Source organism: Streptomyces sp. GLSS-08, assembly GCF_056387915.1.
This window is the reverse complement of sequence record NZ_JBWJAQ010000012.1, coordinates 236,071-260,662: the sequence shown is the minus strand read 5'-3', so window position 1 is coordinate 260,662 and position 24,592 is coordinate 236,071. Positions and strand designations below refer to the sequence as shown.

Genomic DNA, 24,592 nt, shown 5'->3' with positions numbered 1-24,592 from the left:
ACGAGATGTGGCTGGTCGGCGTACAGGGCGGAAGGAGGCGGTGGTCGTGCGGTCGAGCAAGGACGGTTGCGGCGCGTCGGATTCCGGCGACGACTCCCCGGACGTCCGTGACGGGCACCGGGGCGGCGACCCCTACGGCGAGGGGACCGGAGCGTCCCCCGGTCCCGGCTCCGACGCGGGCGGTGGCTCCGAGCGCGGGGCACGCGCGCCCTCCCGGCCCGGCCCGGAACCCGAGGGAGACATGGACCCCGGCAGCGGGACGCACGACGACGGCAGGAACACGGCCGGCGGAGCGACGCCGGGCACGGGCTCCGTTCCGGGGTCGCAGGCGTGGTTGCAGGCGTGGACGTTCCTGTACCCGGCACCCGAGCCACTCCTGGACCCGGCGTCCGAGTCGGTCCTGAACCCGGCATTCGAGTCCCCCCTGGACCCGGCGTCCGAGTGGGCCCTGGGTGGTGAGCCCGAGTCACCCCTGGACCCGGCACCCGAGTCCCCCCAGGACCCGCCCCCCGAGTCGCTCCAGGACCCGCCCCCCGAGTCGCTCCAGGGCCGGGCGCCCGCGTCGGCCCCGGACCCGGCACCCGCGTCGGCCCCGGACCCGGGGTCCGAGTCGGCGCCCCCGGCCGGCCAGGGGCCGGAAGCCGGGTCCTGCCCGGGTGGCGACCCCGGTCGGCGGCCGGGTGCCGCGCCGGACTTCGGGGCGGTCTCGGCCGGAGAGTCCGCGGACGCCGACTTCGAGATCGCCGTGGCGATCGCCGACGCAGTCTGGGACGTGCCGCTGGAGGAGCTTCCGGGGCGGCTGTGCGCCGCGGCGGTCGCGCTGCTCCCGGTCAGCGGCGCGAGCATGTCGCTGCGCAGCGACGGACTGCCCGTGCGGCTGGGCGCGAGCGACGAGACGGCCGCCCGGATCGCGGACGTGCAGGGCACGCTGGGCGAGGGCCCCTGCCTTGACGCGGCCTCGGCCGGCGCCGCCGTCATCGCCCGCGACCTGACGGGCGGCGTCGACGCCGGCCGCTGGCCGATGTTCGCCGAGCAGGCCACCGGCGTGGGCGTACAGGCGGTGTACTCGCTGCCGCTGGGTGACAACAAGGTGTGCGTCGGCACGCTCGACCTCTACCGCGACTCCCCCGGCGAGCCGACCCGGCGCGAGCTGAACACCGGGCACCTCGTGGCCGGAGTCGTGACGGTCGCCCTGATGTCGCTGCCCCGCGGAGAGTGGACGGCGGTCCGCGAGGACTCGTGGCTGAGCCGGCTGACCCCGGACCACGACGAGATCCACCAGGCCATCGGCATGATCATGGCCCAGCTCGGCATCGGCCCCGACGACGCGCTGGCCCGGCTGCGCGGGTACGCGTTCGCCCACAGCCGTACGGCGGGGTCGGCGGCCCGCGAGGTGCTGGCACACCGGAAGCGGTTCCACCGCGAGTAGCGCGGGTTCGGTGTCCGCCGGCCCCCGGGGACGGCGGAGGCTCCGGGGACGGCGGAGGCGTCAGCGCCGACGCGTGGACGGCGCCCCGGCCGACCGTGCTGCCAGCACGTCCTTCAGTCGTTGGGTGCCGCGTTCGGCGCCCTGCCGGGTGGACGCGTCGTCGGTGCCGTAGAGGCCGCCGTCGGTCAGCACGAGGGCACTGTCACCGACGCGTACCGCCACGACGTCCAGGGTGAGCGTGGCGGGGATCTGCTCGACGTCTCCGGCCACGGTCATCCGCAGGCCCTGCCTCGCGTCGCCCAGCCCGGGGACGGGCAGGTCGGCGACCTGGACCGCCCTCCCGACGCCCTTGCCGTCCGTGGCGGTGAACTCGCCGCACCGCGCGGGCAGGCCCCGCAGCCAGTCCATGGCGGTGTCCAGGTGGGACCGCCCGTACGCGGCGACGACGTGGCGCAGCTGGGCGCCGTTCTCGGTGTCGTCGAAACCGGCGACCGCCCGCCCGCCGGAGGGCTCGCCCAGCAGGTTGTCCTCGTACAGGCCGTCGAGGAGCCGCCGGCAGTCCGGCTCGTCGGCGGTGCCCTTGAGGAGTGCGTCGTGCCAGGTCGCGGCGCCCTCGGTGGGTGCCCACCGAGGGCCGAGGTCGCCGAGGACGAGCCGCGCGTTCGCGGCCTGCGCGTCGGTGAGCGCGCCCGCGGCGGCGGGAGCCGCGGGATCCTTCTTCCCGGCGGGTGACGCGGAGGCCGCCGGGTCACCCGCTCCCGCGTACGTACCGCCGCCCCTGCCGGTGCCGCCACCCGCCGAGCAGGCCGCGCAGGTCAGCAGGGCGCCCGCTGCCAGGGCGGCGGCGAGAAGGCGGGGCAGTCGGTGCATGGCGGTACCTCCAGCGCGGTTCCGGGCCGATGGGGCCCGGGCGGATGCGTCCCGGGCGGATGCGTCCCGGGAGGCCGGGGATCGGTCGTGCCCGTCTGCCCTCAAGGCACCACTCCCCGTGCGCGCCCACCACCGCGCCGGTCCGTACGGGTGACATACGAGTGACGTGGGCTACACCGCCGGAACCCGACCGCGTGTCCGGTCCCGCACTCCCCGAACCGCGCTCGGCGTTGCGGCAACTGGGGACCGCGGGAGCGCCTCCGGCGAGGCCGGCTGAATATCTGTCGCGACGAAAGCAGAAATCGACGGGATGCGCCGACAGGTTTTGTTATTTGTCCGGACGGGGTGACATAGTGGTCCGCCCTCCTCGGCTGCTGCCGTGCTACTGTCCATTTCAGTTGCAGTTGTGGTTCCCAAAGTCTTGGAGCGCAACCTTCCGGTCAGTACTGGGCGGTTCGCTTCTGCATTCCGGTGTTTTATCTCCGGACGGGGCAATCATCGCGGCGACCGCGGGTCCGCACAGTGCGGGCCTTCGAGCACTGCTCCCGTAAGGAGATTTGACATGGCTACTGGTACCGTGAAGTGGTTCAACGCTGAAAAGGGCTTCGGCTTCATCGAGCAGGACGGCGGCGGCGCTGACGTCTTCGCCCACTACTCGAACATCGCCACCCAGGGCTTCCGTGAGCTCCAGGAAGGCCAGAAGGTGACCTTCGACGTCACGCAGGGCCAGAAGGGCCCGCAGGCCGAGAACATCGTCCCCGCCTGACCTGGGACACGCCTGACGCCTGACCTCCGGGTCGGCTGAAGCGTTACGGGTGGCCGGGACCCGCACCAAGGGGTGCGGGTCCCGGCCACCCGCTTTTTCGTTTTCCGGGCCTTTCCGGGTACGGCATTCCGGCCTCGGTCACATCACGCCGGTCTCGTTCCGGTGTCCGGATCAGCACCGAATCTCGCCCCGCGGAGGCACCATGCGTTGTGTGATCGCCCGATTCCCCTTCGATCTCATCAAGAGCGAGGTGGAGCACTCCATGGCGAGTGTCCGGCCCGAGCCCGTCACCGGCGCGTCCGTGACCGTCGGCTCACACACGTACCCCATCAAGCAGGTCGGGGAAGTGATCACCAAGCAGGACCGCCGCGACTTCACCGAGTCCGAGGTCGCCCGCGCGCTCACCCGGCTGGGATTCACCTGCCGCCCCGCCGCCGCACCGGCCGCACCGGCCGCCCCCGCGGCGCCCGGCTGGACCGAGACGGCGTAACCGAGCAGCGACCTCCGCCGGGACAAACGCGGCGGCCGCCCACACGGCGGTCGGCGCGTCGACTGCTTTCCCCGTTCGGCCCGTGCCCGTGTGCAGTGGTGAAGTTCCCCGCGCCCAGGGCCCGTTGCCCACGATCCACCGACGTGACGCACCGTCGGGATGTTCCCGCTGACCGCCCGGCCCGGCGTGACCGGCGCCCACCGGAGCGACGGAACGCCCGCACGGGGGAGCGTCCGGAGCGCCGGAGTCCCGGAACAACCGGTTCCCTGTGTGGACCTCGGGTGATGACGCGTGAAGTACGTGCGCGTTCAACAAGGTTGACAGTGATCACGCGGTGATCGACGATGTGCTCGCACTGTGGCTTACGTGACCAGTGAGCCCGGTGTTTCCACGACCCATGATCCCCGGTGCGGCCGGCCTCCGGCCTGCTTCGTGCTGCCCGCTGCCGTCGTCCGGGTCTCGCAACTCACGATGGGATCCGCATGTCCATAGCGAGACGTGTCACGATGCGCTGCCTGCTGGGGACGGGCGCCGCCGTCGTCGCCCTCTCCGCCGGCACGACCAGCGCGTGGGCCTCCGGCACGCCGGGCGGCGACGGCTGGGAGAAGTCCGGTCGCGCCTACACGTCCGGGCAGGGTCCCGGCACGGTGACCGAGACCGATCGCTGCCAGTTCTCCCTGGACGGCACCGAGTTCGCCGACTCGGTCCGGGTCGACGACCTGAACCTGCGGCCCACCGAGGACGGCAAGGTCCACATCAAGGTGCGGACCGCACAGGACGCGACGACGTGCACCGCGTCGCTCGCCGCCTACCGGACGCACGGCGCGACCTTCAAGACGTCCGGTGTCCAGGTCTTCCACGACTTCGACACGGTCACGGTCAAGCAGGGCGAGACCGACTCGCTGGACATCTCGGTGCCGGACGCGGGCTGCTTCGCACAGGTCGACCTGTACCGGGGCAAGGTCAGGTTCGACGGCAGGGCCGACGCGAACGACGGCTTCGAGCACGGTGACGTGCCGCAGGGGCCCGACCGCCCGGTCATCAAGGACAAGCTGATCGCCGCGTGGAACGGCGGCACGAAGGACTGCACGTCCGAGACGCCGGAGACGCCGGCCACCACCCCGCCCGCCTCCACGCCCCCGGCCTCGACGGCCCCCGCGTCGGCCCCGCCCGCGTCCACGACCCCGTCGGCGCCGGAGACGGAGTCCACGCCGTCCGCGGCGGAGTCCACCACGGCCGCGGCGCCCACCCCGAACGGCGGTGAGCCCACCCCGGCGGGCGACCTCGCCGAGACCGGCGGCGGCAACACCCTCCCGATCGCGGGCGGAGCCGCGGCCCTGCTCGCCGCCGGTGCCGGCATCGCCGTGGCCACCCGTCGCCGTACGGCCAAGTCCCGCTCCTGACCCACGCGTTCCCGCTCCCGGCCCCGCGTTCCCCGTCCCCGCCCCCAAGGGCCCGGCGCTCCCGCTCATCGGGCGCCGGGCCCTTCCCGGTCCCCGGCGGCGGCCGGCGCCCGTGCGGCCCGCGACCCGTCGGCCGGGCCGGACTCACCGGGCGCGACCGCACAGCTCGGGGTAATTTGTCAGTGTTTTGGGATATTCGTGCGGTTCGGGCCGGCAGGAGTGGTGAAGGGTGGACGAGGCCGGGACCCTGGGCGTCCGGACCGTCGGCGCCGGGCGGTGGGCGCCGTCACCGGGGCCCCGCGCCGCACGGCCGCCGACGGCCGGCCGCGGCTGGCCGGCCCTCGTCGCGGGCGGGTTCACCCTCGCCCAGCTGATCCTCGTACACCCCCGGATGGGCCTCGGCTGGGACGAGGTGGTGTACGTCAGCCAGGTCACCCCCCACAGTCCGGCGGCCTTCTTCAGCGCGCCGCGCGCCCGCGGGGTGTCCCTGCTGGTGGCGCCGGTCGCCACCTGGTCGTCGTCCACCGCGCTGCTGCGGGTCCATCTGGCGGTGCTGTCGGGGCTCGGGCTGTTCCTGGCGCTGCGTGCCTGGCGCGGACTGTTCCCGCCGCGGGTCCTCGCCCTGGGGGGCGCGCTGTTCGCGACGCTGTGGGTGACCCTGTTCTACGGTCCTCAGGCCATGCCCAACTACTGGGTCGCCGTCGGCGCCCTCGCGGCCGTCGGCCTCTTCCTGCGGGCCCGCGTGGGCCGCCTCGACCGGGCCGCGCCGTGGGGCGTGGCGGCGAGCGTCGCGCTGATGGCGTGGATGCGGCCCACCGACGCCGTGTGGACGGCCGCACCCCTGCTGGTCTGGGCGGTCTGCGACCGGAGGTGGAGGCTGTCGGCGGCACTCGGAGCCGGGCTGGCCGCCGGGGCGGGCCAGTGGGTCGTCGAGGCGTACACCGGTTTCGGGGGGCTGGGCGCGCGGCTGTCCGAGGCCGCCGACATCCAGGGCGGCCTCGGCTGGAACATCGCCGTCCTGGACCAGCTGCGCAGCCTGGACGGGCGGGCCCTGTGCCGCCCGTGCGACGGCCCCCTGCCCAGCACGGCGGTGCTGCTGTGGTGGTTCGTCCTGCCGCTGCTCGCCGTGCTCGGTCTCGTCGTCGCCGTCCGGGCCGGGCGGACGGCCGGCACGCTGCTGCCGCTCGTCTGCGCCGCGACCGCCGGGGCCCCCTACCTCTTCATGATCGGATACGCCGCGCCGCGCTTCCTGCTCCCCGTCTACGCCCTGCTCGCGATCCCCGTCGCCGACGGACTCGTCCACCTGATCACCGCACCGGACCGGGCCTTGCGGCCGGTGACCGCGACGCTGGTGGCACTCGGTCTCGCCGGGCATCTGGCCGTGCAGTACGCGGTGCTGGAGCGCGCCGTGGAGCGCACGACCGCCGCGCACCGTGACTGGGCCCGTACGGCGGCCGAGCTGCACCGGATCGGCGTACGCCCGCCGTGCCTGCTCACCGGCGAGGAGGCCATCCCCGTCGCCTTCTACGCCGGGTGTTCCTCCGCCAATGTCTCGGGCCACAACGCCAACATCACACGGGCGGGCGTCGAACGGGCCGCGCGGCGGATGCCGGTCGCCGCGCTGGCCGAGCCCGACGGCCGCCCCCCGCCCTACGCCCGCACCTGGCGGCCGCGGCCCGTCGCCGGAATGTACGCCTTCGTCGCTCCCTGAGCCCGGCGGTCAGGCCGGATAGGCGTGCGTCTGGGTGGCCTTGACGGTCGCCCAGACCGGCGCGCCGGGATGGAGGCCGAGTTCGGCGGCGGCGACGGCGGTCAGGTCGGCGGCTAGGGGGAGTTCCCCGGTGAGGTCCGCGCGGATCTGGTCGCCGTGTGTCTCCAGACCACTGACCCGGCACTGCCACAGGTTCCGGGCGCTGGAGCCGGTGGGGCGGTCCCGGTGGAGGGTGACCGCCACGGGCGGGAAGGCCACGAAGACGGGACCCGACAGGTCCTCGGTCGTGATGATCTCCGGGCCCGCGTCGAGGCGCACGGTGTGGCCTTCGGCGCGGCCCCGGTAGAGGTTGAGGCCGACCAGCTGGGCGACGTAGTCCGTCCGGGGGTGGCGCGCGATGTCGGAGGGCGTGCCCTCCTGGACCACGTGACCGTGCTCGACGACGACCAGCCGGTCCGCCAGCACCATCGCGTCCAGCGGATCGTGCGTGACGAGGACCGCGACGGCCTCGAAGTCCGCGAGATGACGCCGGAGCTGGGCCCGTACGTCGAGCCGGGTGCGCGCGTCGAGCGCGGCGAGCGGCTCGTCCAGGAGCAGCAGCCGGGGGCCGGTCGCCAGGGCGCGGGCGAGGGCGACGCGCTGGGCCTGCCCGCCCGAGAGCCGGCGCGGCCTGGCGCCGGCGTGGTCGGCGAGCCCCATCCGCTGCAGCCAGGCGGCGGCCTGCGCCCGGGCCGCCGCCTTCGGGACGCCCTGGCAGCGCGGCCCGAACGCGACGTTGTCCAGGGCGGACAGGTGCGGGAAGAGCAGATAGTCCTGGAAGACGACGCCCACCGGACGGGATTCGGGCGGCGTCCGGTCCAGCGGCACCCCGTCCAGACGCAGCCGGCCGCCGTCGGAGAGCGGGGTGAGCCCGGCCAGCGCCCGCAGCGCGGTGGTCTTCCCGGCCCCGTTGGGCCCGAGCAGGGCGACGACGTCACCGGGCGCGGCCCTCAGCTCCACGTCGAGCCGGAAATCCCCGCGCTCCACGAGAAGACGTGCGTCGAGACCGGGGGCGGCGGCCTCACCGCGGGCGGTCTCCTCGGCCGTACCGGCGTTGGCCGTACCGGCTTTCGCCCCACCGGCTTTCGCCCCACCGGAGTCGGGCGTGCCGGAGTCGGGCGTGCCGGAGTCGGGCGTGCCGGAGTTGGCGGGGTCCCCATCCCCGGCGGGGTCCCCGGCCCTCGTGGGTTCGGCGTCGGTCATGTGGTGGCCGTTCGGTGGCGGTGAGGTCGGGGGGTGGTCATGTGGTCGTCATCCAGCGGTCCCGCAGGCCTGCGAGGACGGCGATCGACACCGCCAGCAGCACCAGGCTCAGTGCGATGGCCGCGGCCGGTTCGTTCTGCAGGGCGAGGTAGACGGCCAGCGGCATGGTCTGCGTACGGCCGGGGAAGTTGCCGGCGAACGTGATCGTCGCGCCGAACTCGCCGAGCGCGCGGGCCCACGCCAGTACGGACCCCGCCGCGATCCCGGGCGCGATCAACGGCAGCGTCACCCGGCGGAACGCGGTGAAGCGGGACGCGCCCAGCGTGGCCGCCGCCTCCTCGTACCGCGGATCGGCCGCCCGCAGGGTGCCCTCCACGCTGATCACGAGGAACGGCATCGCCACGAACGTCTCCGCGACCACCACCCCCGCCGTGGTGAACGGCAGCGTGATCCCGAAGGCCGAGTCGAGCCACTGCCCGACGACGCCGTTGCGGCCGAGCGCCAGCAGCAGCGCGACACCGCCCACCACCGGCGGCAGGACGAGGGGCAGCGTCACCAGCGCCCGTACGAACCCGCGTCCGGGGAAGTCGGTCCGCGCGAGGAGCCAGGCAAGCGGCACCCCCAGCAGCAGGCTCACCGCGGTGGCCGCGGTGGCGGAGACCAGGGACAGCCGGAGGGCCTGCCAGACCTCCGGGCTGGTCAGCTGGTCCGGGAGACTGCGCCACGGGGCCCGTACGAGCAGGGCCACCAGCGGCAGCAGCAGGAACGTCAGACCGACGAGGGCGGGCAGGAGCAGCGCAAGCGGGGCCCGGCCCAGCGCCCCGGTCCCGGCCGTCCCGCGCCGCGCCCGGGTCACGGCGCGAGGAACCCGGCCGAGGTCAGTACCCGCAGACCGTCGGCGGACCGCACCAGCTCGATGAACGCCTTCGCCGCGGCGTCCTCGCGCGCGTTCTCGAGCAGCGCGATCGGACAGTCGTTGACAGCCTTGGCCGACTCGGGGAACTCCACGCCCGCCACCTTGTCACCCGCCGCCTTCACATCGGTCCTGTAGACGACCGCGGCGTCGGCCTCCTTCAGCTCCACCTTGGTCAGGGCGCTCTTGACGTCCTGCTCGTACGAGACCGGGGTGAGCTTCAGGCCGGCGCTGTCCAGCGCCTTCTGCGCGGCGGCGCCGCACGGCACGGTCCTGTCGCACAGCACGACCTTGAGGCCGGACTTGGTGAGGTCCTTCAGGGAGTGGATCTTGTCGGGGTTGCCCGGCAGGGCCGCGATCTCCAGCTGGTTGCGGGCGAAGGTGACCGGGGGACCGGCCGCGTCCTTGTGGTCGGTGACGAGCGCCATCGTCTTGGGGCTGGCGGCGGCGAACACATCGGCCGGGGCGCCCCCGGTGATTCCGGCGGCCAGCGTGTCGCTGCCGCCGAAGTTGAAGGCCACCTCCGTACCGGGGTGGGCCTTCTCGAACTGCCTGCCCAGCGTCGTGAAGCTCTCCTTCAGCGAGGCGGCCGCGAAAACGTTCACCGTCCCGGAGATCTTCCGGGAGTCCGAGGCCCCGCCGCCGTCCCCGGATCCCGAGCCGGCGTCGGAGTCGGCGCCGGAGGAGCAGGCGCTCACGGCCAGCAGTACGGCGGCCCCCGCACCCGCCACCCGCAGGGTCCGGCGAATGCGGCGCGTCCGGCGCGCTGAACAGGTCATCACGGTGCACTCCTCGGGGCAGGTGCCGCGCCGGGCTCTGAACGGGTCAGCCGGGCCTACATCGATCATACTTCCGCAGATGCGAGCCATAAGTCTCTTGTCGCATCGCATGAGCTGCTCGATCGGACATGAACACGCGCATGTGCGTTTCTACGGCTCCGGCGTTCGCCCAGCGCTGCCGCTACGCGCGGTCGATGTGCACGCTGGTGGACTTCACGCGGGCCGTGGCCTCCATGCCGACCTCGAGGCCCAGTTCCTCCACGGCCTCGCGCGTGAGCAGGGAGACCAGCCGGTGCGGTCCGGCCTGGATCTCCACCTGCGCCGCGACATCCCCGAGCTTCACGGCCGTGACGATGCCGGGGAAGGCGTTGCGTACGGAGGTGTGGGCGACGTGCTCATCGTCGTCCCCGGTCCGGGCGAGCTCGACCGAGAACGCCGCGAGATCCCGGCCGTCGACGAGCCGCCTGCCGCCCGCGTCCCGGTGGGTGGCCACGCGGCCGGCGTCCGCCCAGCGCCGTGCGGTGTCCGGGCTCACGCCGAGCAGACGGGCCGCCTGTCCGATGGTGTACGACTGCATGCGCGCCAACATAGGCGCGAAAACCTGGCATCTGCAAACATCACCCGACGTCGGCCGCCCCGGTCCTTCACGACCGCGGGCCCCTCACCCGACGCCTGCCGCCCCGGCCTCCCAGGGCCGCGGCCCGCCGCGCCGGCACAGGTCGGCCGGCATGCCCCGCCAGGCGTTCTGGGCGCTCGCGTACCGGGGGAAACGTGTCTGGAGCGCGCCCGCTCTCAGGACCAGCCCCAGTCCCGGCCGGGTGTAGACGACGCGTGCCCAGCCCCGTCGTCCCCGGCAGTCCTCCCAGGCCGAGCACAGCGGGTCCAGGACGCTGCCGTCCATGAACGTCACCCTGCGCAGGTCGACGATGAGGAAGAGGCGCCCGGTGCCCTGCCGGGCGTCCTCCAGATCGCGGGCGAGGTCCGGGGTGGTCGTCAGGTCCAGCTCGCCGCAGGCCCGGATCATGCGGCACTCGTCGAACAGGTCGGGTTGAGCGGCCATCGCCCCAACTCCTCTTTCCCCATCGGTCCGGTCCGTCCCCTACGGGAGGAGCCTCGCCTTGCGCAGGGCCTCGGTTGCGCGGAACGGAACTGCACGGTGAGGGCCGGGGGCACGGGCTGCCGCAGGACCAGCGTATGGCTCTGGCGGAAGACGAGCCGTGCTACTCCCGATCTGCCCGAATGAGATCGTCAGGTGATCATGATTGGTCGATTTATGGCGATCGGCGGACGAAATTCTGCGGAATGTGAGCGAGTGTCGAGCCGGGGATGGGGGGCCGACCGGTCGCGCGCACCGGCCGACGTGTAGGGCGGCCCCTTTCGGGCACCGGACCGGGCAACCCCTGTGCCATGCGTGGCAACCGGCTCGGCACCCGCGCCGAGCGGAGTGAGGTCGTCACCCGACGGTCACCCCACTCTCCCTCCCGCTCCACGCGATCACGCATCGCACACCAACACGCGAGGACAGCCCGAGACCCCGGCCGGACCGCGCGCCTCGAGGTCGGGGAGGCGTGGCTGTCGACCGGTTCGACCGCTCCGCCCCGCTCGCCCGGCCCGCCCCGAGGCACGCCGTACCCGAGCCCATGGCACGCCCAAGCCGTGCCCCAGACAGGAGCGCCTCCATGGCCACCGCCCTCCAGCCCGTGCCCGCCCAGCCCGCCGCCCGCCTCCGGCTGGCACCGCCCAGCACCTCGCCGCGCCCCATCGACGGGGCATGGTGGCCCCGCTCGCGCGACCTCCTGGCCGAACTGCCGCTGCTGCTGAGCGTCTTGCCCGCCGCATGGGGACACATCACCGGCGTCACCGTCGACACGGCCATGTGGTCGGCGGGTCCGGGCCGGATGCTCGTCGCCAACCACGTCGTACGAGTGCGCCGGTCCGCGCGCACGCACGGCACGCACACCGTCTGTCTGGTCAGCCCCGGCCGGGGCCGCTGGGACCTGCTGGTCGTGCCCCCGGAGGCCGACGCGGCGGACGCCGAACCGCTGATGACGGCAGCGGCGGCCGGCGCCCATTGACACCACAAAGGTTTCGGCCGACGCCTGCTGATGGGACCGGTGCCGGCCGGCGGGTACTGGCACGGCTGGTGCCGGCCGGCGTGTGCTCGCACGGCTGGTGCCGGCCGGTGTGTACCCGCACGGCCGGTGCCGGGCGGTGCGTACTGGCACGACCGGTGCCGACCGGCGCCCACGGACACGCCCCGCGCCCGTCGGCGCCGACGAACGTGCCCTTGGTGCCCGCGTGCGGTGGGCGCTTCAACGCGGTGGTCTGCGGATCCAGACCTCCCGGGTGACCGTCTTGGGGCCGGCATCGACGCCGATGCCGGGGCCGCCCCCGCCGTGGGGTCCGGTGCCGGCACCGATTCCGGCGTCCGGCACGGCAGGCGGGCCGACCTCGCCGAGTCTCGACCAGCCCCAGGTGTGCAGGGCCCTGGCCGCCGCGTTCGCGTGGCCGTTCTCGTCCGGCCGGTCCACGGTCGCGACGACCAGGTCGGTGTCGAGGCGCGCCAGCAGCCGCTCGGCCAGCCGGGTCGCGATCCCGCGGCGCCGCAGGCCCGGCAGGACCATCAGCTCGGCCAGCAGGAACGTCCGTCCCGAGGCGGTGAGTTCCTCGATGTCCGGCGGCAGGCCGCCGCGGAAGTCCGACCACCAGTCGCCGGTGCGGTCGATCCGGAACCCGTAGGCACAGCCCACCAGACCGTTCGTGTCGGCGACCACCATGTCGAAGTCCTGCTGCTGCACGTGCTGTTCGAACCGCCGCAGAAAACTCTGACGGTCGCGGTACTCGGCACCCGCGGCACCGCGGTACGCCGTCACGTGCACGTCCGCGACACCGTCCCGCTGTTGCTCGGCCTGCCACCGGGACAGCCTGCGCAAGTACACCTCGGTCATACGAACCTCCCCCGCCGCGGGGCGGACACCCCCGGACTCGGCATCGTGACAGTGCGGGCCCGCGGGGTAAACCGGGCGTCGGAATCAGCGGCGTCCGCGAAGGTCAGCGCGTCGGCAGACCAGGCGAGCGGCATGCTCACCGTCCAGCTCGGTGTCGGCATCGAGGAGGCGTTCGTACGACTGAGGGCCCCTGCGTACGCGAACGGGCGCCGTCTCGCCGAGGTCGCCTCCGACGTACTGGCCCGCCGGTTGCAGATGACCCCGGACGGGCAGTCGTACGACACGAGTCCGGGCGCGGGTTCGGAGCCGCATCCGGAACCGAGGCCGGAACCGAATCCGGAACCGAGGCCGGAACCGAATCCGGAACCGAGGCCGGGACCGAGGCCGGCACCGGGGCCGGAGGCGGGTGGGCCCGGTGGCGACGACTGACGGCCGGGGACGGACGGCCATGACTGCCTCTCCGTACGTCCCGCCCCTCCCCGGCAGACCGATTGCGACAGAAGGTGTGCACGATGGATGAGCGGCTCCTCGCCAGGACCTTCGTCGAGTTGGCCGACAACCTGGTCGCCGACTTCGACCTGATGGACTTCCTCCGCCTGCTGACCGACCGCTGCGTGAGCATGCTCGACGCGAGTGCCGCCGGCGTGCTGCTCGCGGACCTCGACGGCACCCTCCGCGTCATGGCCGCCTCCGACGAACAGGTGCGCCTCCTGGAACTGTTCCAGCTGCAGAGCGACGAGGGACCCTGCCTCGACTGCTTCCGCTCCGGCGCGCCGGTCTCGGTGCCCGACCTGTCGGCGCAGGCCGACCGCTGGCCGCACTTCACCGAGGCGGCCCGTCTCTGCGGGTTCGGGGCGGTCCAGGCGCTGCCGATGCGGCTGCGGGACGAGGTCGTCGGCGCGCTGAACCTGTTCCGCGCCACCCCGGGCCCCTACGATCCGGCCGCCACGTCCCTCGCCCAGGCCCTGGCCGACGTCGCCACCATCAGCCTGCTGCAACACCGCTCCGCACACCGCAGCACCGCCCTGAACGAGCAGCTCCAGACCGCCCTGAACAGCCGCGTGCTGATCGAACAGGCCAAGGGGAAGCTGGCGGAACGCCAGGGCGTCGACATGGAACAGGCGTTCACCGCACTGCGCAGCTACGCACGTGCGCACAACCGCCGCCTGGCCGATCTGGCCCTGGCCTTCGTCAGCGACTCGGAGCCGCTCCCCGGCCTGACCGACTGACCCGCAGAGCCGCGGCCGGGCCCGGCGGGACACGCCGGAGTCGCCCCTCCGGGCGGCCGCACGTGAGCGTGCGCCACCCGCGTCGACCGGACTGCGACAGGCACGACCGTGGCCCTACGAACGGGCCGGCACCGGTCCTCGCAGCGCGCCTCACAGGCGCAGCAGTCGCTCCGTGATCTCCCGGTACTGCCGCAGCGCGTTCCGGAACTCCTCCGCCTGCGCCTGGGCGTCCTGGTCCTGCCAGCCCGCCCGCAGCGCCCGCCGCCGTTCCGCCAGGGCGTCCGCAAGCCGCGCGGTGACCTCGTCGAAGGCACTCTCCGCGTCTTCCAGCGCCTCGCGCGGTGTCTCCGCGAAGTCGAGAAGGGCCTGTCGCAGGCGCTGGGAGGCCCGGTCCCGCTCCTCGGCGGGGATCAGGGAGTCCGGCCCCTGGGCCCGGCGCGCGGCGGCTCCCGAGTTCTTGTCCGGGGGCTGCTGGGCGCGTGCCTGGTCGTACATCATCGTGTGCCACTTCCTGTGCGTCGCGTCGGCCGAGTGCCACCCGGCCCCTCGGCCGGGTCAGGCCGGGCTCGCGGCGCCCGGTCCGAACCTGGGGCCTCGACGCTCATGGCCCGCCCGGCCGGTCTCCACCGTCCCGCCAGTCAACGCCCGGCGACGCTCCCTGTCAACGAAGCACCGTGCCCGGAGAGTTGCGGAGCGACCACGGCCCGGGGGCGGGCGGAACCCCCGAAAACGCCCCCCGGGGCAGCAGGACCGCGCTCGCGGCGGTGTCGTCGCTGCTGACCGACATCACGGCGATCCGCGGCCGGACACAGCTCGGGCGTACTCGGAGACGAGCGCGCGGGGCGCGGGCCGACGGGGCGCGGACTCCGGGGGCGCGGGCCGGGGCGCGTGCTCGGGGGTGCTCGCCGGGGGCGCGCCGCACGGCGGCTGCGGGCGTGCGGGCGCGCGTCTGATCGCCGCCACTGCGGGGGCGGGGATGCCTGGGGTGGACGGACCGAGTCGGCGGAAGGCCGGCGCTGCGTGGCACCGCCGCGATGGCTGCCCAGTTGTGATGGCCGCGCTACCCGGCTACGGCCATGGCGGAGCCACGGCTCGGCTGCGGTGCGGCCTGCGGTCACGGCTGCTGCGGCTGTGGCCGCGCTGCGGCTACGGCCGCCGCATCACTGTGGCTGCGGCTACGGTCGCGGCTTTGGCTGCAACGGCGACGGGGCGTACGAGACCCCCAGGTTCACGGCCTGGGGGTCTCTCCGGCACGGGGCCGAGGGACGGCCCTGACCGTGGGATGGGTGCTCAGCGCCCATGGGTCGCACGCATGCCCGCGAATGACGCGTGCGCGTCGTCGTCGGTGAGGAAGGTCTCGTCGTGAGATCCGTCCTCCCCGAAGTCCGGGGCCTGGAAGGGGTTCGTCGCAGGAGGCGGCGAACCCGCGTCGGCGGTGCGGGGCGCTCCCTCAGGAGCGGAGAACAGCGAGGTCGATTCGACGGGGGATCTCCCATTCGTACGTGGTCTGGAGGGCTGTCGGCGTGCCGTGAACGGGCACGGGGTCCTACAGCTTGCTCATCTTGGAGTACGGACTCATGATCCGCTTCTGTACGGAACCGAAGTCGACGAGCACCGCGATTCCGTCCTCGATGCCGATCACCTGGCCGAGGCCGTACACGTCGTGCGTGACCCGGTCCCCCACGGCGAACTCGCTGAGAGGTGGCGTGACCGGGACCTTGAAGGGGCTGGTCGGCAGATAGCGCTTTGCGGCTGGCTTAGTCATCGCCTCCAGTATGCGCCTGCGCGGATCCGGCTGCTGCGTCCTTGGCATGCGATACCCGCCATCAGCGACGGACAGAGCCCGGTTTTCTCTCGACTTGTCCGGATTCCGGCCGGTCGAAGCGGCGGACGAGGGCACTCACACGCGGCCGGTACGACAATTTCTCCGGGGCACGCCGTCCGCGCACGCCGGGCAAACGCGACCGGCGACCCGCGCACCACCTACCGGAGCCCGGACCGTACGCGGCAACTGGCCCTCCTCCCGCCTGCCGCGGAACCCCGCCACGGGCTCTGCTTGGATCCGTCCATGACCTCTGTCGACACCGGGGACGAGACGCGAGAGAGAGCAGGGCTCGCGGTCTGGTTCGGCGGGGCGTCCGTGGCGTGCTGGTTCTGCTGCCCGTTCTGGGTCCTGATCAGCTTCCTGGCCCTGCCACTGGCCCTCGTCGGCCTCGTGCGGGCCTGCGTCGAGACCGGGCATCGAGGACGGGCCGGACGAGCGGGACCCGGGCCGTGGTGGGCGGCGTGCTGTCCCTCCTCGGGGCAACGGCGGCGATCGCCTACATGCTCTTCCTGGCCCACCACCCGGATCTCCCGGTCCAGGGCCGGGGACCCGGCTGAGCACCCCGGTCCGGACGGTGCTCCCACGGGACCCACGGGCACACTCGGTAACGTGGCTGCTCAGGAGATACGCCGGCCCATCTTCGCGGACTGCCTGTTGCGGGCCTTGGTGGCCCACCACTCCTCCAGCAGGGCGTGGACGATGTTGATCATCTGCTGCAACCGGTCCGGAGGGGGTGCGGGAGAGGCGAGTACGTCCGCAAAGGCCTTGTCGTCCCACGGAAGAGTGATCACCCAGCATTCGTCCGGGTGACCTGGTCGTTCCACGGTGAGGTCAAACACGAATGTCACTGTGCGGTCGGCATGGTGCTCGACGGACAGTCGGGTGACGTTGCACGTGAATCCGTCGACCGTGGTGTACGAGCGCCGCAGGGTCTGCTCCACCGGCGTCTTTTCCCCAGGCATCATGCGGCCCTCTTCTTCGCCCCGCGATGCGCCACAACTGGCTGCACCCTGCACCCACGGTCGATTCCTGGGGCCGTCGCTGCTCGATCCGGGCTCACTTGCCGACTTCTGGCCCGTACCACTGAAGCGCCTGGCCAGTGACGGCGGCGATGCACTCGAAGTCCCGGTCGCGGTGCAGGAGGGTCAGCCCCTGTAGTTCGGCCGTGGCTGCCACCACGAGATCGACGGCTCCCGCGCTGCGGTGCTGTTCACGCTGGGTGAGGATCTCCTGGACCTGCCAGGCGCGGTCGTAGGCGCGATCGTCGACGGGTACCCAGCCGAAGATCAGGCGCATGTCCTCGATGCCTCGGGTGCGGTCGGCGGCGGAGCGGGCGCTGTAGAAGAACTCCAGCTCGGTGATGGGACATGTGGCGATGAGCCCGGCTGCTGCCGCCTGGTCCCATCCGTACTGTTCAGCGTCGCCGCGCAGCAGGCGGGCGAGTGCGCTGGTGTCGATCAGGAACTGCGCGGCGTTCACCGGCGGTAGTTCCCCTTGTCCTCGAAGAGACCCAGGGCAAAGGCGCCGTCTGCCGCTGCGGCCCGCAGGCGCGTGAGGGCCAGGGCCCGGCGCCGGTTCTCCAACACCTCGCGCAGGGCGGTGTTGACCGTCTCCCTCTTGGTGCTGGTGCCAAGGGCCTTGGCCACGTCTGCGACCAGCTGATCGTCCAGGTCGATCACGGTGCGACTCATCGACTACACCTCCATAGATATCAACAATGCCATCAAGTATATACACCTGTGTGGGAACGGTCCCCGGTGTGCAGGGCAATCCTCTCGGCGATGTCGGGACCGCCCTCAGAGTGAGCTGATCGTTTTCTGTGGCGGATGCACCGGGGGCGGTTCTCAGGGGAAACAGTCAAGGGGGCAACTGATGTCCGTTTTCCGCATGGGGCGGATTCGAAGACGTGCTGCGGCGGGGTGTTCGGAGCGGCACTGACCGCCTTGACGCTGCTCACGCCCATGGCAGGTGCGTCGGAAGGTGAACCGGCCACGACAGGGACGGTCACGCCGGCGGAGGACGTGTCATTCCCTACCGGGCGGAGCGCCGAGCTGGGGGACCGCGGGCGCGTCGAGCTCATCGACGGACGGGACATCCGGGTGACGGCGGACACGGCAGGCGCCGCCGACGCGACACGCTACTCCGTCGCGTCGTTGGACGGCACGGTGTCCGTGCAGCCGACCGCGAAGTCCGCCGCGGACCGCCCGACTGCGAAGCTCCGGTCGACGGCGCGCACCGAAGACGCTCGGGACCCTGCCACGACGACGTACGCCGCCGTCGGCATACTCGGTCAAGCTGAGCATCACGAACGCCGACGTCCGGTCCAAGCTGTTCTACGTCTGGGACCGCAAGACCTGGACGTCGTACGCCGTCGACAGCGACACCGCGGGCGCCTCGTCGACCGTGAAGCTGCCGCCGGGTGACTACTTCTCGGTCGCGCTGCACAACGACTGGCTGGAGCCCAGCTACCTGCTCACTCGTACCTTCTCGGTCGGTTCGGCCGCCAAGACGGTCACCTTCGACCAGCGCGCGGCCAAGGAGACCGCCATCCGCGCCGACGACACCACCGCCACCCGGGACGCGTCCGCCGTGTGGATCAGTGTTCCGGGCGGCGACCTGGCGGGCTTCGCCGGTTCGGGGGCCGACAAGGTGTACGTCACTCCCTTCTCGGTCAGTGGCGTCTCGCTGCGCCTGCACGAGGTGCTCACCAAGAAGGGAGCCTCGGCGAGCGTGCCGAGTCCCTACCGCTACGACCTCACGCACAGCTTCACGACCACGGTGCCCGCCTCGCCCGTCGTGACGGTCCGTGCCTCGACCCTGGCGAAGACCGTCACGAAGGTGGGCGCCCCGGGCACCCGGACCACGGCCCATCTGCAGAGCGTTCCGTCCTTGGCGAGTGGACGGGCGTGTTCATCGGCTCTTCGGTGCCCGTCGCCGGTTCGGTCACCGAGTACGCCACCCCGGGCGTCACCTACAGTCGGCTGCTGTCCTACGGCACCGGCGAGTTGAGCCTGAACCTCCCGGACCGGACGCCGGCCGCCGGAACCAGCCAGGGCGAGACCCTCGGCGCGGCTCCGCTTCAGCCAGTTCGCTCGGAGTGGGGTGACGGCCAACGCGTCTCCCGAACGGGTGACCAAGGGCAAGACCCTTACCGTCACCGGCACGCTCTCCCGCGCGGACTGGGAGACGCGCGACGGCTACCACGGCTACGCCGGCCAGCCGGCGAAGCTGCAGTTCCGTAAGAAGGGGACGTCCACGTACACGACCGTGAACACGGTCACGACGAGCAGCACAGGAACCCTGAAGACCACGGCGAAGGCGTCGACGGACGGCTACTGGCGATACACCTTCACCGGCACGTCCACCACCGCACCCGCCACCGCCTCGGGCGACTACGTCGACGTCCGCTGACCCCGCCGGGTTCCTGCTCCACGAGTCGGAACCCGGCGACAGCCCTCAGCCGAGCGGCGACGCCCGCCGACGGATGCTGATCACTTCGTGTCGACGTAGTCACCGGCGGCCTTGGCGGAAGCCGTCGTGGTGGTGCCCCGCGTGCTGCCAGGAGAGTTGGACCCCGAAGGCTCCGGGAGCCCCGTTCCACCTCGACCAGTCTGCCGGCTGCCGCGCGTCGCCCTGAGCGGGGACAGTGCTTCACCGACCAGGCCACACCCGTTTCCGTGCCCTCCACGAACCAGAGCCGGGTGGGACGAGCGTGGGTGACGGAATCCGGCGACGGAGTCACCGAAGATTCATCGGGAACGCTTCCACGATGCGGCCGACGACACGCTTCCGCGGTCACGCGGGACCGGAGGAACCACCATGCAGCCGGACGACCAGATCATGCAGGGACCCGGGGAACGACGAGTCGCCGAGGCCGCGGAACGAATCGTGGCCGAGGGCCGGCCGCGGCTGCACCGCACCTGGACGTCGCTGGTGGCCACCTCGCTGCTCGGCGGCATCGATGTGGGTGTAGGCGTCATGGTGTTGCTGTTCGTGCGGCACGAGACCGGCAGTGAACTGCTGGCCGGACTGGCCTTCTCCGTGGGGCTCATCGCCCTGCTGCTCGGCCACAGCGAGCTCTTCACGGAGGGCTTCCTGGTGCCCGTCGCCACCGTGATCGCCGGCGCGGCCACCTGGCTCGACCTGGCGCGGATGTGGGCGACGGTCCTGGTGATGAACCTGATCGGCGGATGGGTCTTCACCTGGATCGTCATGCAGGCATTCCCCAACCTGCACCGCACCGCGGCCACGACGGGCGCACACTTCGTCGACGGGGGGTACACACTGAGCACCTTCTGCCTGGCCGTGCTGGGCGGCAGCGTCATCACGCTCATGACCCGTATGCACCACGGCACGGATTCCATGACCGGGAAGATCACCGCATCGATCATGGCCGCGTTCGTCCTGGCCGGACTCGGACTGTGGCACTCGATCCTGGACTCCCTGATCGCGTTCGCCGGCCTGCACACCGGCAGGACGGCATACGGTTACGCGGACTGGCTGGTGTGGCTGGCCTGGGCGGTCCTGGGCAACATCGTCGGCGGCCTCCTGCTGACGACGGCACCGCGTCTGGTGCGCAGTGCCCCGGTGCTGAACGAGGACGGGCCACCGGCCGAAGCCGGCTCCTGAAGGTCGCAGGACGGGCGTGAGGCGCCCGGCTCACGCCCGCGGCTGACACATGGGGCCAGACGGCCAAAAGGGCCCAAGTCGATGACCTGAGCCTTGTCCATGGAGCGGGTGACGAGAATCGAACTTGCGCTCTCAGCTTGGGAAGCGACGGCGCCTGCACGGCCGGATGGTCGCTGACCTGCGCGGATTCATCGTGCCGACACCGTGGCACGGGCGAGCGCGGCTGACCGTGGTTGTCCGCTCTTACGGGCACGCTATGGGCACGGCCACCACCAGTAATCGAGTCATATGTGCGCGCGGCGCTTCGCACCGGGGGGTCGGCGTCGTCTGCCGGGCTGACCTGGAATGTCCGTTGCGACTGCAGATCCGACACCAGGCGTGGCCGCGTCGATGTTGGTGACGTATTCTTCTATGTACATCACCAACATCGTGCGGGAGGTGCCACATGTCTGTGACCCAGATCGACATCGATGACGACGCCCTGGAACGCGCCATGGCCTTGGCCAGGGTCAGGACCAAGAAGGAGGCGGTCAATCTCGCTCTGCATTTCTACGCCGAGCAGCAGGAGCGTGCGGCGCGCATCAGCCGTCATTTCGAGCGTGCGCGTGAGTGGGGTGCCGTCGAGGACGCCGAGCGCCTGCACCGTGCGGAGAAGCACAGCCGGTGATCTACTTGCTCGACACGTCCGGCCTGGTCCGGCTGCTCCGTGATTCAAAACTGCAATCGGCCTGGAACGACGCGATCGATGCCGGGGCCATCGCATCCTGCTATGTGCAACGCACCGAGTTTCTTCACAGCGCCCGGACCGGACGCGAGTACGACGAGATCGTGGAGATGTTCACCGATCTCTACCCCGACGTGTCGGTGCCGAAGAACGCGGGGCGCTGGATCGGCGGAGTGCAACATCGTATGGCCCAGGCGGGGGAGCATCGCAGTGCCTCGGCGGTGGACCTCGTGATCGCTGCCACCGCTGCCCACCACGGCTTGGCCGTCCTCCACGACGACGCCGACTACCGTGCCATCGCTCGGCACGCGTCCGACCTGGCCGAGCACAACATCCACGACGTCTCCTGAGGCGGCGTGGAGGGCCGGATCTCGCCGGCCCTCCCTTTGAGGACGGCGAGGCCCTGCAGGGCGTCATACCCCTACAGCCGGACCTCGACGAAGCCCGCGGTCCTACCGGATAACGTATGGACGCACGCCACGACTCGACGGCACTGGGCTACGGCGCTGCGTCGCAGCTCCTGCCAGGTTTCACGCTCACCACGGCCGTCCATGGCAAGGAGACTTTGCCGTCCGTCTCGGAGCTGATCTCCACGTGATGCTGGTCAGCGACGATCAACTCGCCGCACAGCACACCGGTATTCGTCCGTACTTCGACCAGTCCCATGCCGGAATCACTTGTCGCCACCCATGCGACGACGAGAGCCCCGACCGCCAGGATCACTCCGAGGACACAGCACACGTAGGCCCAGGCCAGTGCCCGTGTCGCCCGCACCACCTCGCGCTCGGTCCAGCGGCGCAGGGCCTGCCCGCCCAGGAGGATCTCGCGCTCCGGCGCTCCGTGCGCCGCTCGTGCGGCCAGGAGCGAGCCCGCGACCAACAGCATGAAGGCGGTTATCTGCTCGGCGTGGGCAGATCGTCCCAGGCGCGCAACAGGTTCGCCGCGTCCGGGAGATCCACCCCGGCCTCTCTCAACTCGTCCAGGTACCAGGACAGTTCCTTGGACGACGTCTGGTGCGAGCGCACGAAGGCGAGGTCCCGGAGCGAGACACCGTCCTCCAGGTGGATGTCCTCTTGGTGCAGCCACCGTACGAGGTCGGCCGTGTCCGGTGAGGGGACCACGTCCCGTCCGGAGGAACGCTGGGTGTAGCGCCGGCGGTGGAGCACTCCGAGGCCCGCCGCCTCGCGGGCGAGGACGCGCTCGGCCTCCCACACGGACATGTCGCACTCCGCGGCCAGCTCGATGGCGGCGGCCCAGGACAGCATGGGGCGGCCGTCGGCGCCGTGGACGATGTAGCGGCGCAGGACGGGGAACACCTCCGGCGACACGGCAGCCCATCGGGCGCCCAAGCGGATCGGGTACGGGGCGGCCCGGCCAGGCGAACTCGGCCAGGCGCCGGTGTACTTCATTCGCGTCAAGACCCGTCGTGGCAGCCACAACCGGTACGTCCCAGGCGTGAACGGCGGGTCGCCAGTGGTGCTTGTCGCCCTGGAGGTATAGAAGCCTCAGCTCGGCGTCCGTGCAGATGTGGTTACGGTGGTGGTCCGGGACGGCGCCCAGCGGTTCGCCCACGAACGGCGCGTACCGGGCACATGCCCTGGCCAGCTTTCCGAGGGGCTCACGAAAACTCGCGGAGGCCCGGGCGATGCCGGAGAGATCCTCTGGCGGGTGCCGGTAGTAGATCGCGTTGGCGGCCCGTCGTTTGGGGGACAGCGGGCGTCCTTAGACGGTGACGGCGAGGCGACTGTCCAGCGGATGGGGTTTGCTGTCCAGAAGCCCCTTCATGATGTACCAGTCGATGAATTCCGGTTTCCAGTCCAGGTCACCGTCACCGACGACGGCTGAGGGTAGTGCTCGGTGATCTGCTCGTAGAGTCGCCGCTGGTCGCTCGCCTCGTCATCGCGCCACACGAGCTGCGGATGGAACTCGGCGGCCTGGCTCAGCCGCTCGGCCCAGGCCATCTCGTGCAACAGGACACCGGCGATCAGTGCGGTGACCTCCAAGGCGGACAGCTCGGAGCCCTTGGGTAGGAGCTGGGCGAGGCGGCCGGTCAGCAGCCGTACCGGATAGTCGTCGTCGGCCCAGGGGTCGGGCAACCGCTCCTGAGCACGGTGGACGTGGCGGGCGGCCTGTGCGGCCAGGTCCGACAGACAGTCCTGAAGACGGGCCACGGCTTCCGTGTCGCAGTCCGGGACCCGTTCCCAGAGGGCGGGTGTGCGCACGGCCTCCTGCCACGCCTCCAGCAGCCGTCGGCCCTCGGCGACCGCCAGGGACCTGGTCTGCTGCGCCAGGTCGTTGCCGTAATGGATCAGGACCCTCTGCGGTCCGGCCGACGCCCGTACCGCGAGGGAATGCGTGTCGCGCCTGGTCTTCTCGTACACCTGTTCTATGGTCGTGGCCTCGGTCAGCGGGGCGAAGGCCAGGGCGAGCGCCGACGTGAAGAAGCTCCCCGTCTCCGCGAAGCCGCTGGGTTCACCTGGGCCGCAGCTCGTCATCATGGCGAAACCGCTGTGCGGGGGCCCCTTGGCGACGTTGCTGCCGAAAGGGGGTCGTTGCTCGTCCCCGGCCCAGCGGCAGGCGTCGATCAGCCACAGCACGATGCCGGCCGGGCAATTGGCCAGATACCGGCTGATGTCGGCCTCCAGCAGCGACTCCCGTACGTGGGGCTGCTCCCACCCGGCCGTGTTGTCGCTGTTGGCGGCAGGGGCACGGGCGTCGGAGGGCACCAAGTAGTCGGTTGTTTCCACCCGGACGCCGTGCCCGGTGAAGTAGAGGAGCAGCGTGCTGCCAGGTGGCGCGCTCGCGGAGAGGTCTGAGATGCGCGCGGTGATCGCGTTCCGGGTGGGATTCAGGAGGGTCTCCACCGCGTAGCCGCTGTCCTCCAAGGAGGTGCCCAGCACATGCAGATCCGCGTCGACCGTCGCGCCGAGGGAAGGAAGAAGGTGTTCCGCCCCTGGATTCTCGCCCACGCCGATAAGAGGGCTATGCGTCTGTTGTCTTCCACTCGGCCCTCGTCCCCCTCCGCCTCGCCCAGGTTGTCACCCTGCCCGGCCACTGCGGGGGCGGATCGGTCGAGTGGCTGACGCGCGAGCCGAGATGCATGCTCGGGCATCACACTCAACGACACGATCGTTCGCGTCGGCCGACGAAGACGATCCCAACGACCTTGCGCAACACAACGAGGAGGTCGTCGAGAGCTAATGGTTCGGTTGCGGTGCGCAGCCCGCCCACCGGTCCAGACAACAAACAACCCCCGGGTCTCTGACCCGGGGGTTGCAATCTGGAGCGGGTGACGAGAATCGAACTCGCGCTCTCAGCTTGGGAAGCTGATGTTCTACCATTAAACTACACCCGCGTAAGACGCCGGTTGAGCCGGTGTCGAATGCCCGCTCACTCTACCTCATGCCCGGCCCCCGGCGCGGAAACCGCGGGGCCTCGCGGTGTTCAGGGGGGCGGATGCCGCTGCGGGCGGCCGGAGTTGGGGCGTACGGTGGGGGTGCGGAACAGGGTCCCGGCGGGACCGGAGTGCCGCCTGGAGGGCCGTCCCTTTCATCCCGTAATGTGGCTTTCGTCGTCAGTCAGGCGCGGCTCTTGGGGAAGGGAATCCGAGGACTTGATGGAGCACACCGTCGTC

27 protein-coding genes, 1 tRNA gene and 1 pseudogene are annotated in these 24,592 nt (G+C 71.7%); 13 read left to right on the top strand and 16 right to left on the bottom strand.

Features of this window, described 5'->3' with window-relative positions:
* The first annotated feature begins 46 nt into the window (after positions 1-46).
* Complete coding sequence (locus AC0ZLC_RS22865) at positions 47-1,429, top strand: ANTAR domain-containing protein (RefSeq protein ID WP_476753798.1); 1,383 nt, start codon at positions 47-49, stop codon at positions 1,427-1,429.
* Positions 1,430-1,489: 60 nt separating this feature from the next.
* Here the strand turns inward: AC0ZLC_RS22865 and AC0ZLC_RS22860 are convergent, their stop codons facing one another.
* Positions 1,490-2,299 (bottom strand): hypothetical protein, encoded by an 810-nt coding sequence (locus AC0ZLC_RS22860; protein ID WP_476753797.1) that lies wholly within the window; start codon positions 2,297-2,299, stop codon positions 1,490-1,492.
* A gap of 562 nt (positions 2,300-2,861) precedes the next feature.
* Here AC0ZLC_RS22860 and AC0ZLC_RS22855 point away from each other — a divergent pair.
* From AC0ZLC_RS22855 to AC0ZLC_RS22840, 4 genes are all read left to right on the top strand, one after another.
* The gene (locus AC0ZLC_RS22855; RefSeq protein WP_010986199.1) at positions 2,862-3,065 is read left to right on the top strand and encodes a cold-shock protein; all 204 of its coding nucleotides are present in this window, start codon (positions 2,862-2,864) and stop codon (positions 3,063-3,065) included.
* A 202-nt stretch (positions 3,066-3,267) separates the two neighbouring features.
* The gene (locus AC0ZLC_RS22850; protein ID WP_476753796.1) at positions 3,268-3,555 is read left to right on the top strand and encodes an SCO5918 family protein; all 288 of its coding nucleotides are present in this window, start codon (positions 3,268-3,270) and stop codon (positions 3,553-3,555) included.
* 482 nt (positions 3,556-4,037) lie between these two features.
* Positions 4,038-4,958, top strand: a complete 921-nt coding sequence (locus tag AC0ZLC_RS22845) for an LAETG motif-containing sortase-dependent surface protein (protein ID WP_476753795.1) — start codon at positions 4,038-4,040, stop codon at positions 4,956-4,958.
* A 229-nt stretch (positions 4,959-5,187) separates the two neighbouring features.
* Positions 5,188-6,669: a hypothetical protein gene (locus AC0ZLC_RS22840; RefSeq protein ID WP_476753794.1), complete on the top strand. Its 1,482-nt coding sequence runs from the start codon at positions 5,188-5,190 to the stop codon at positions 6,667-6,669.
* A gap of 9 nt (positions 6,670-6,678) precedes the next feature.
* On the opposite strand, the gene AC0ZLC_RS22835 is transcribed toward AC0ZLC_RS22840, so the two are convergent.
* The 5 genes from AC0ZLC_RS22835 to AC0ZLC_RS22815 all read right to left on the bottom strand — a co-directional run bounded on the left by AC0ZLC_RS22835 (position 6,679) and on the right by AC0ZLC_RS22815 (position 10,663).
* Positions 6,679-7,911: an ABC transporter ATP-binding protein gene (locus AC0ZLC_RS22835; protein WP_476753793.1), complete on the bottom strand. Its 1,233-nt coding sequence runs from the start codon at positions 7,909-7,911 to the stop codon at positions 6,679-6,681.
* A gap of 37 nt (positions 7,912-7,948) precedes the next feature.
* On the bottom strand, positions 7,949-8,767 hold the full coding sequence (locus AC0ZLC_RS22830) for an ABC transporter permease (RefSeq protein WP_476753792.1): 819 nt from the start codon (positions 8,765-8,767) through the stop codon (positions 7,949-7,951).
* Positions 8,764-9,603 carry a molybdate ABC transporter substrate-binding protein gene (modA, locus tag AC0ZLC_RS22825; protein ID WP_476753791.1) on the bottom strand — a complete coding sequence of 280 codons (840 nt, stop codon included), beginning with the start codon at positions 9,601-9,603 and terminating at the stop codon, positions 8,764-8,766. Before modA ends, AC0ZLC_RS22830 begins: the two co-directional genes overlap by 4 nt.
* A gap of 181 nt (positions 9,604-9,784) precedes the next feature.
* Positions 9,785-10,180 carry a TOBE domain-containing protein gene (locus AC0ZLC_RS22820; protein ID WP_476753790.1) on the bottom strand — a complete coding sequence of 132 codons (396 nt, stop codon included), beginning with the start codon at positions 10,178-10,180 and terminating at the stop codon, positions 9,785-9,787.
* A gap of 84 nt (positions 10,181-10,264) precedes the next feature.
* The gene (locus AC0ZLC_RS22815; protein WP_476753789.1) at positions 10,265-10,663 is read right to left on the bottom strand and encodes an STAS domain-containing protein; all 399 of its coding nucleotides are present in this window, start codon (positions 10,661-10,663) and stop codon (positions 10,265-10,267) included.
* 619 nt (positions 10,664-11,282) lie between these two features.
* Between AC0ZLC_RS22815 and AC0ZLC_RS22810 the strand changes: the two genes are divergently transcribed.
* Positions 11,283-11,678 (top strand): DUF5994 family protein, encoded by a 396-nt coding sequence (locus AC0ZLC_RS22810; RefSeq protein ID WP_476753788.1) that lies wholly within the window; start codon positions 11,283-11,285, stop codon positions 11,676-11,678.
* A gap of 237 nt (positions 11,679-11,915) precedes the next feature.
* Here the strand turns inward: AC0ZLC_RS22810 and AC0ZLC_RS22805 are convergent, their stop codons facing one another.
* Positions 11,916-12,551 (bottom strand): GNAT family N-acetyltransferase, encoded by a 636-nt coding sequence (locus tag AC0ZLC_RS22805; RefSeq protein WP_476753787.1) that lies wholly within the window; start codon positions 12,549-12,551, stop codon positions 11,916-11,918.
* On the opposite strand from AC0ZLC_RS22805, the gene AC0ZLC_RS22800 reads away from it, so the two are divergent.
* Both AC0ZLC_RS22800 and AC0ZLC_RS22795 read left to right on the top strand, forming a co-directional pair.
* On the top strand, positions 12,477-12,980 hold the full coding sequence (locus AC0ZLC_RS22800) for an ANTAR domain-containing protein (protein ID WP_476753786.1): 504 nt from the start codon (positions 12,477-12,479) through the stop codon (positions 12,978-12,980). The two genes, AC0ZLC_RS22805 and AC0ZLC_RS22800, sit on opposite strands and share 75 nt — an antisense overlap.
* An 83-nt stretch (positions 12,981-13,063) precedes the next feature.
* Complete coding sequence (locus tag AC0ZLC_RS22795) at positions 13,064-13,780, top strand: ANTAR domain-containing protein (protein ID WP_476753785.1); 717 nt, start codon at positions 13,064-13,066, stop codon at positions 13,778-13,780.
* A 150-nt stretch (positions 13,781-13,930) separates the two neighbouring features.
* On the opposite strand, the gene AC0ZLC_RS22790 is transcribed toward AC0ZLC_RS22795, so the two are convergent.
* The 5 genes from AC0ZLC_RS22790 to AC0ZLC_RS22770 form a co-directional block, all read right to left on the bottom strand.
* Positions 13,931-14,278, bottom strand: a complete 348-nt coding sequence (locus AC0ZLC_RS22790) for a hypothetical protein (RefSeq protein ID WP_476753784.1) — start codon at positions 14,276-14,278, stop codon at positions 13,931-13,933.
* A gap of 1,048 nt (positions 14,279-15,326) precedes the next feature.
* Positions 15,327-15,545: a hypothetical protein gene (locus AC0ZLC_RS22785; RefSeq protein WP_476753783.1), complete on the bottom strand. Its 219-nt coding sequence runs from the start codon at positions 15,543-15,545 to the stop codon at positions 15,327-15,329.
* Between the two features lie 677 nt (positions 15,546-16,222).
* Entirely contained in the window at positions 16,223-16,570 is a 348-nt protein-coding gene (locus AC0ZLC_RS22780) for a hypothetical protein (protein ID WP_476753782.1), read from the bottom strand.
* Between the two features lie 91 nt (positions 16,571-16,661).
* Positions 16,662-17,084, bottom strand: coding sequence for a PIN domain-containing protein (locus AC0ZLC_RS22775; protein ID WP_476753781.1), 423 nt, complete (start codon positions 17,082-17,084; stop codon positions 16,662-16,664).
* On the bottom strand, positions 17,081-17,296 hold the full coding sequence (locus AC0ZLC_RS22770) for a type II toxin-antitoxin system VapB family antitoxin (protein WP_476753780.1): 216 nt from the start codon (positions 17,294-17,296) through the stop codon (positions 17,081-17,083). Before AC0ZLC_RS22770 ends, AC0ZLC_RS22775 begins: the two co-directional genes overlap by 4 nt.
* Before the next feature lie 712 nt (positions 17,297-18,008).
* Here AC0ZLC_RS22770 and AC0ZLC_RS22765 point away from each other — a divergent pair.
* From AC0ZLC_RS22765 to AC0ZLC_RS22745, 5 genes and pseudogenes are all read left to right on the top strand, one after another.
* A complete protein-coding gene (locus tag AC0ZLC_RS22765) occupies positions 18,009-18,614 on the top strand; it encodes a hypothetical protein (RefSeq protein WP_476753779.1) in 606 nt (201 codons plus the stop codon).
* A gap of 93 nt (positions 18,615-18,707) precedes the next feature.
* Positions 18,708-19,016: pseudogene (locus AC0ZLC_RS22760) on the top strand (calcium-binding protein); the annotation flags it as partial.
* Positions 19,017-19,424: 408 nt separating this feature from the next.
* Positions 19,425-20,234 (top strand): formate/nitrite transporter family protein, encoded by an 810-nt coding sequence (locus AC0ZLC_RS22755; RefSeq protein WP_476753778.1) that lies wholly within the window; start codon positions 19,425-19,427, stop codon positions 20,232-20,234.
* A gap of 445 nt (positions 20,235-20,679) precedes the next feature.
* A complete protein-coding gene (locus AC0ZLC_RS22750; protein ID WP_037887321.1) occupies positions 20,680-20,901 on the top strand; it encodes a type II toxin-antitoxin system VapB family antitoxin in 222 nt (73 codons plus the stop codon).
* Positions 20,898-21,308 (top strand): PIN domain-containing protein, encoded by a 411-nt coding sequence (locus tag AC0ZLC_RS22745; protein WP_476753777.1) that lies wholly within the window; start codon positions 20,898-20,900, stop codon positions 21,306-21,308. The genes AC0ZLC_RS22750 and AC0ZLC_RS22745 overlap by 4 nt, the downstream gene beginning before the upstream one ends.
* Positions 21,309-21,456: 148 nt before the next feature.
* On the opposite strand, the gene AC0ZLC_RS22740 is transcribed toward AC0ZLC_RS22745, so the two are convergent.
* The 4 genes from AC0ZLC_RS22740 to AC0ZLC_RS22725 form a co-directional block, all read right to left on the bottom strand.
* Positions 21,457-21,843 (bottom strand): hypothetical protein, encoded by a 387-nt coding sequence (locus AC0ZLC_RS22740; RefSeq protein ID WP_476753776.1) that lies wholly within the window; start codon positions 21,841-21,843, stop codon positions 21,457-21,459.
* A gap of 8 nt (positions 21,844-21,851) precedes the next feature.
* A complete protein-coding gene (locus AC0ZLC_RS22735) occupies positions 21,852-22,307 on the bottom strand; it encodes a hypothetical protein (RefSeq protein WP_476753775.1) in 456 nt (151 codons plus the stop codon).
* A gap of 432 nt (positions 22,308-22,739) precedes the next feature.
* The gene (locus AC0ZLC_RS22730; protein ID WP_476753774.1) at positions 22,740-23,927 is read right to left on the bottom strand and encodes a caspase family protein; all 1,188 of its coding nucleotides are present in this window, start codon (positions 23,925-23,927) and stop codon (positions 22,740-22,742) included.
* Between the two features lie 312 nt (positions 23,928-24,239).
* A tRNA-Gly gene (locus AC0ZLC_RS22725) sits at positions 24,240-24,313 on the bottom strand.
* Between the last annotated feature and the right edge of the window lie 279 nt (positions 24,314-24,592).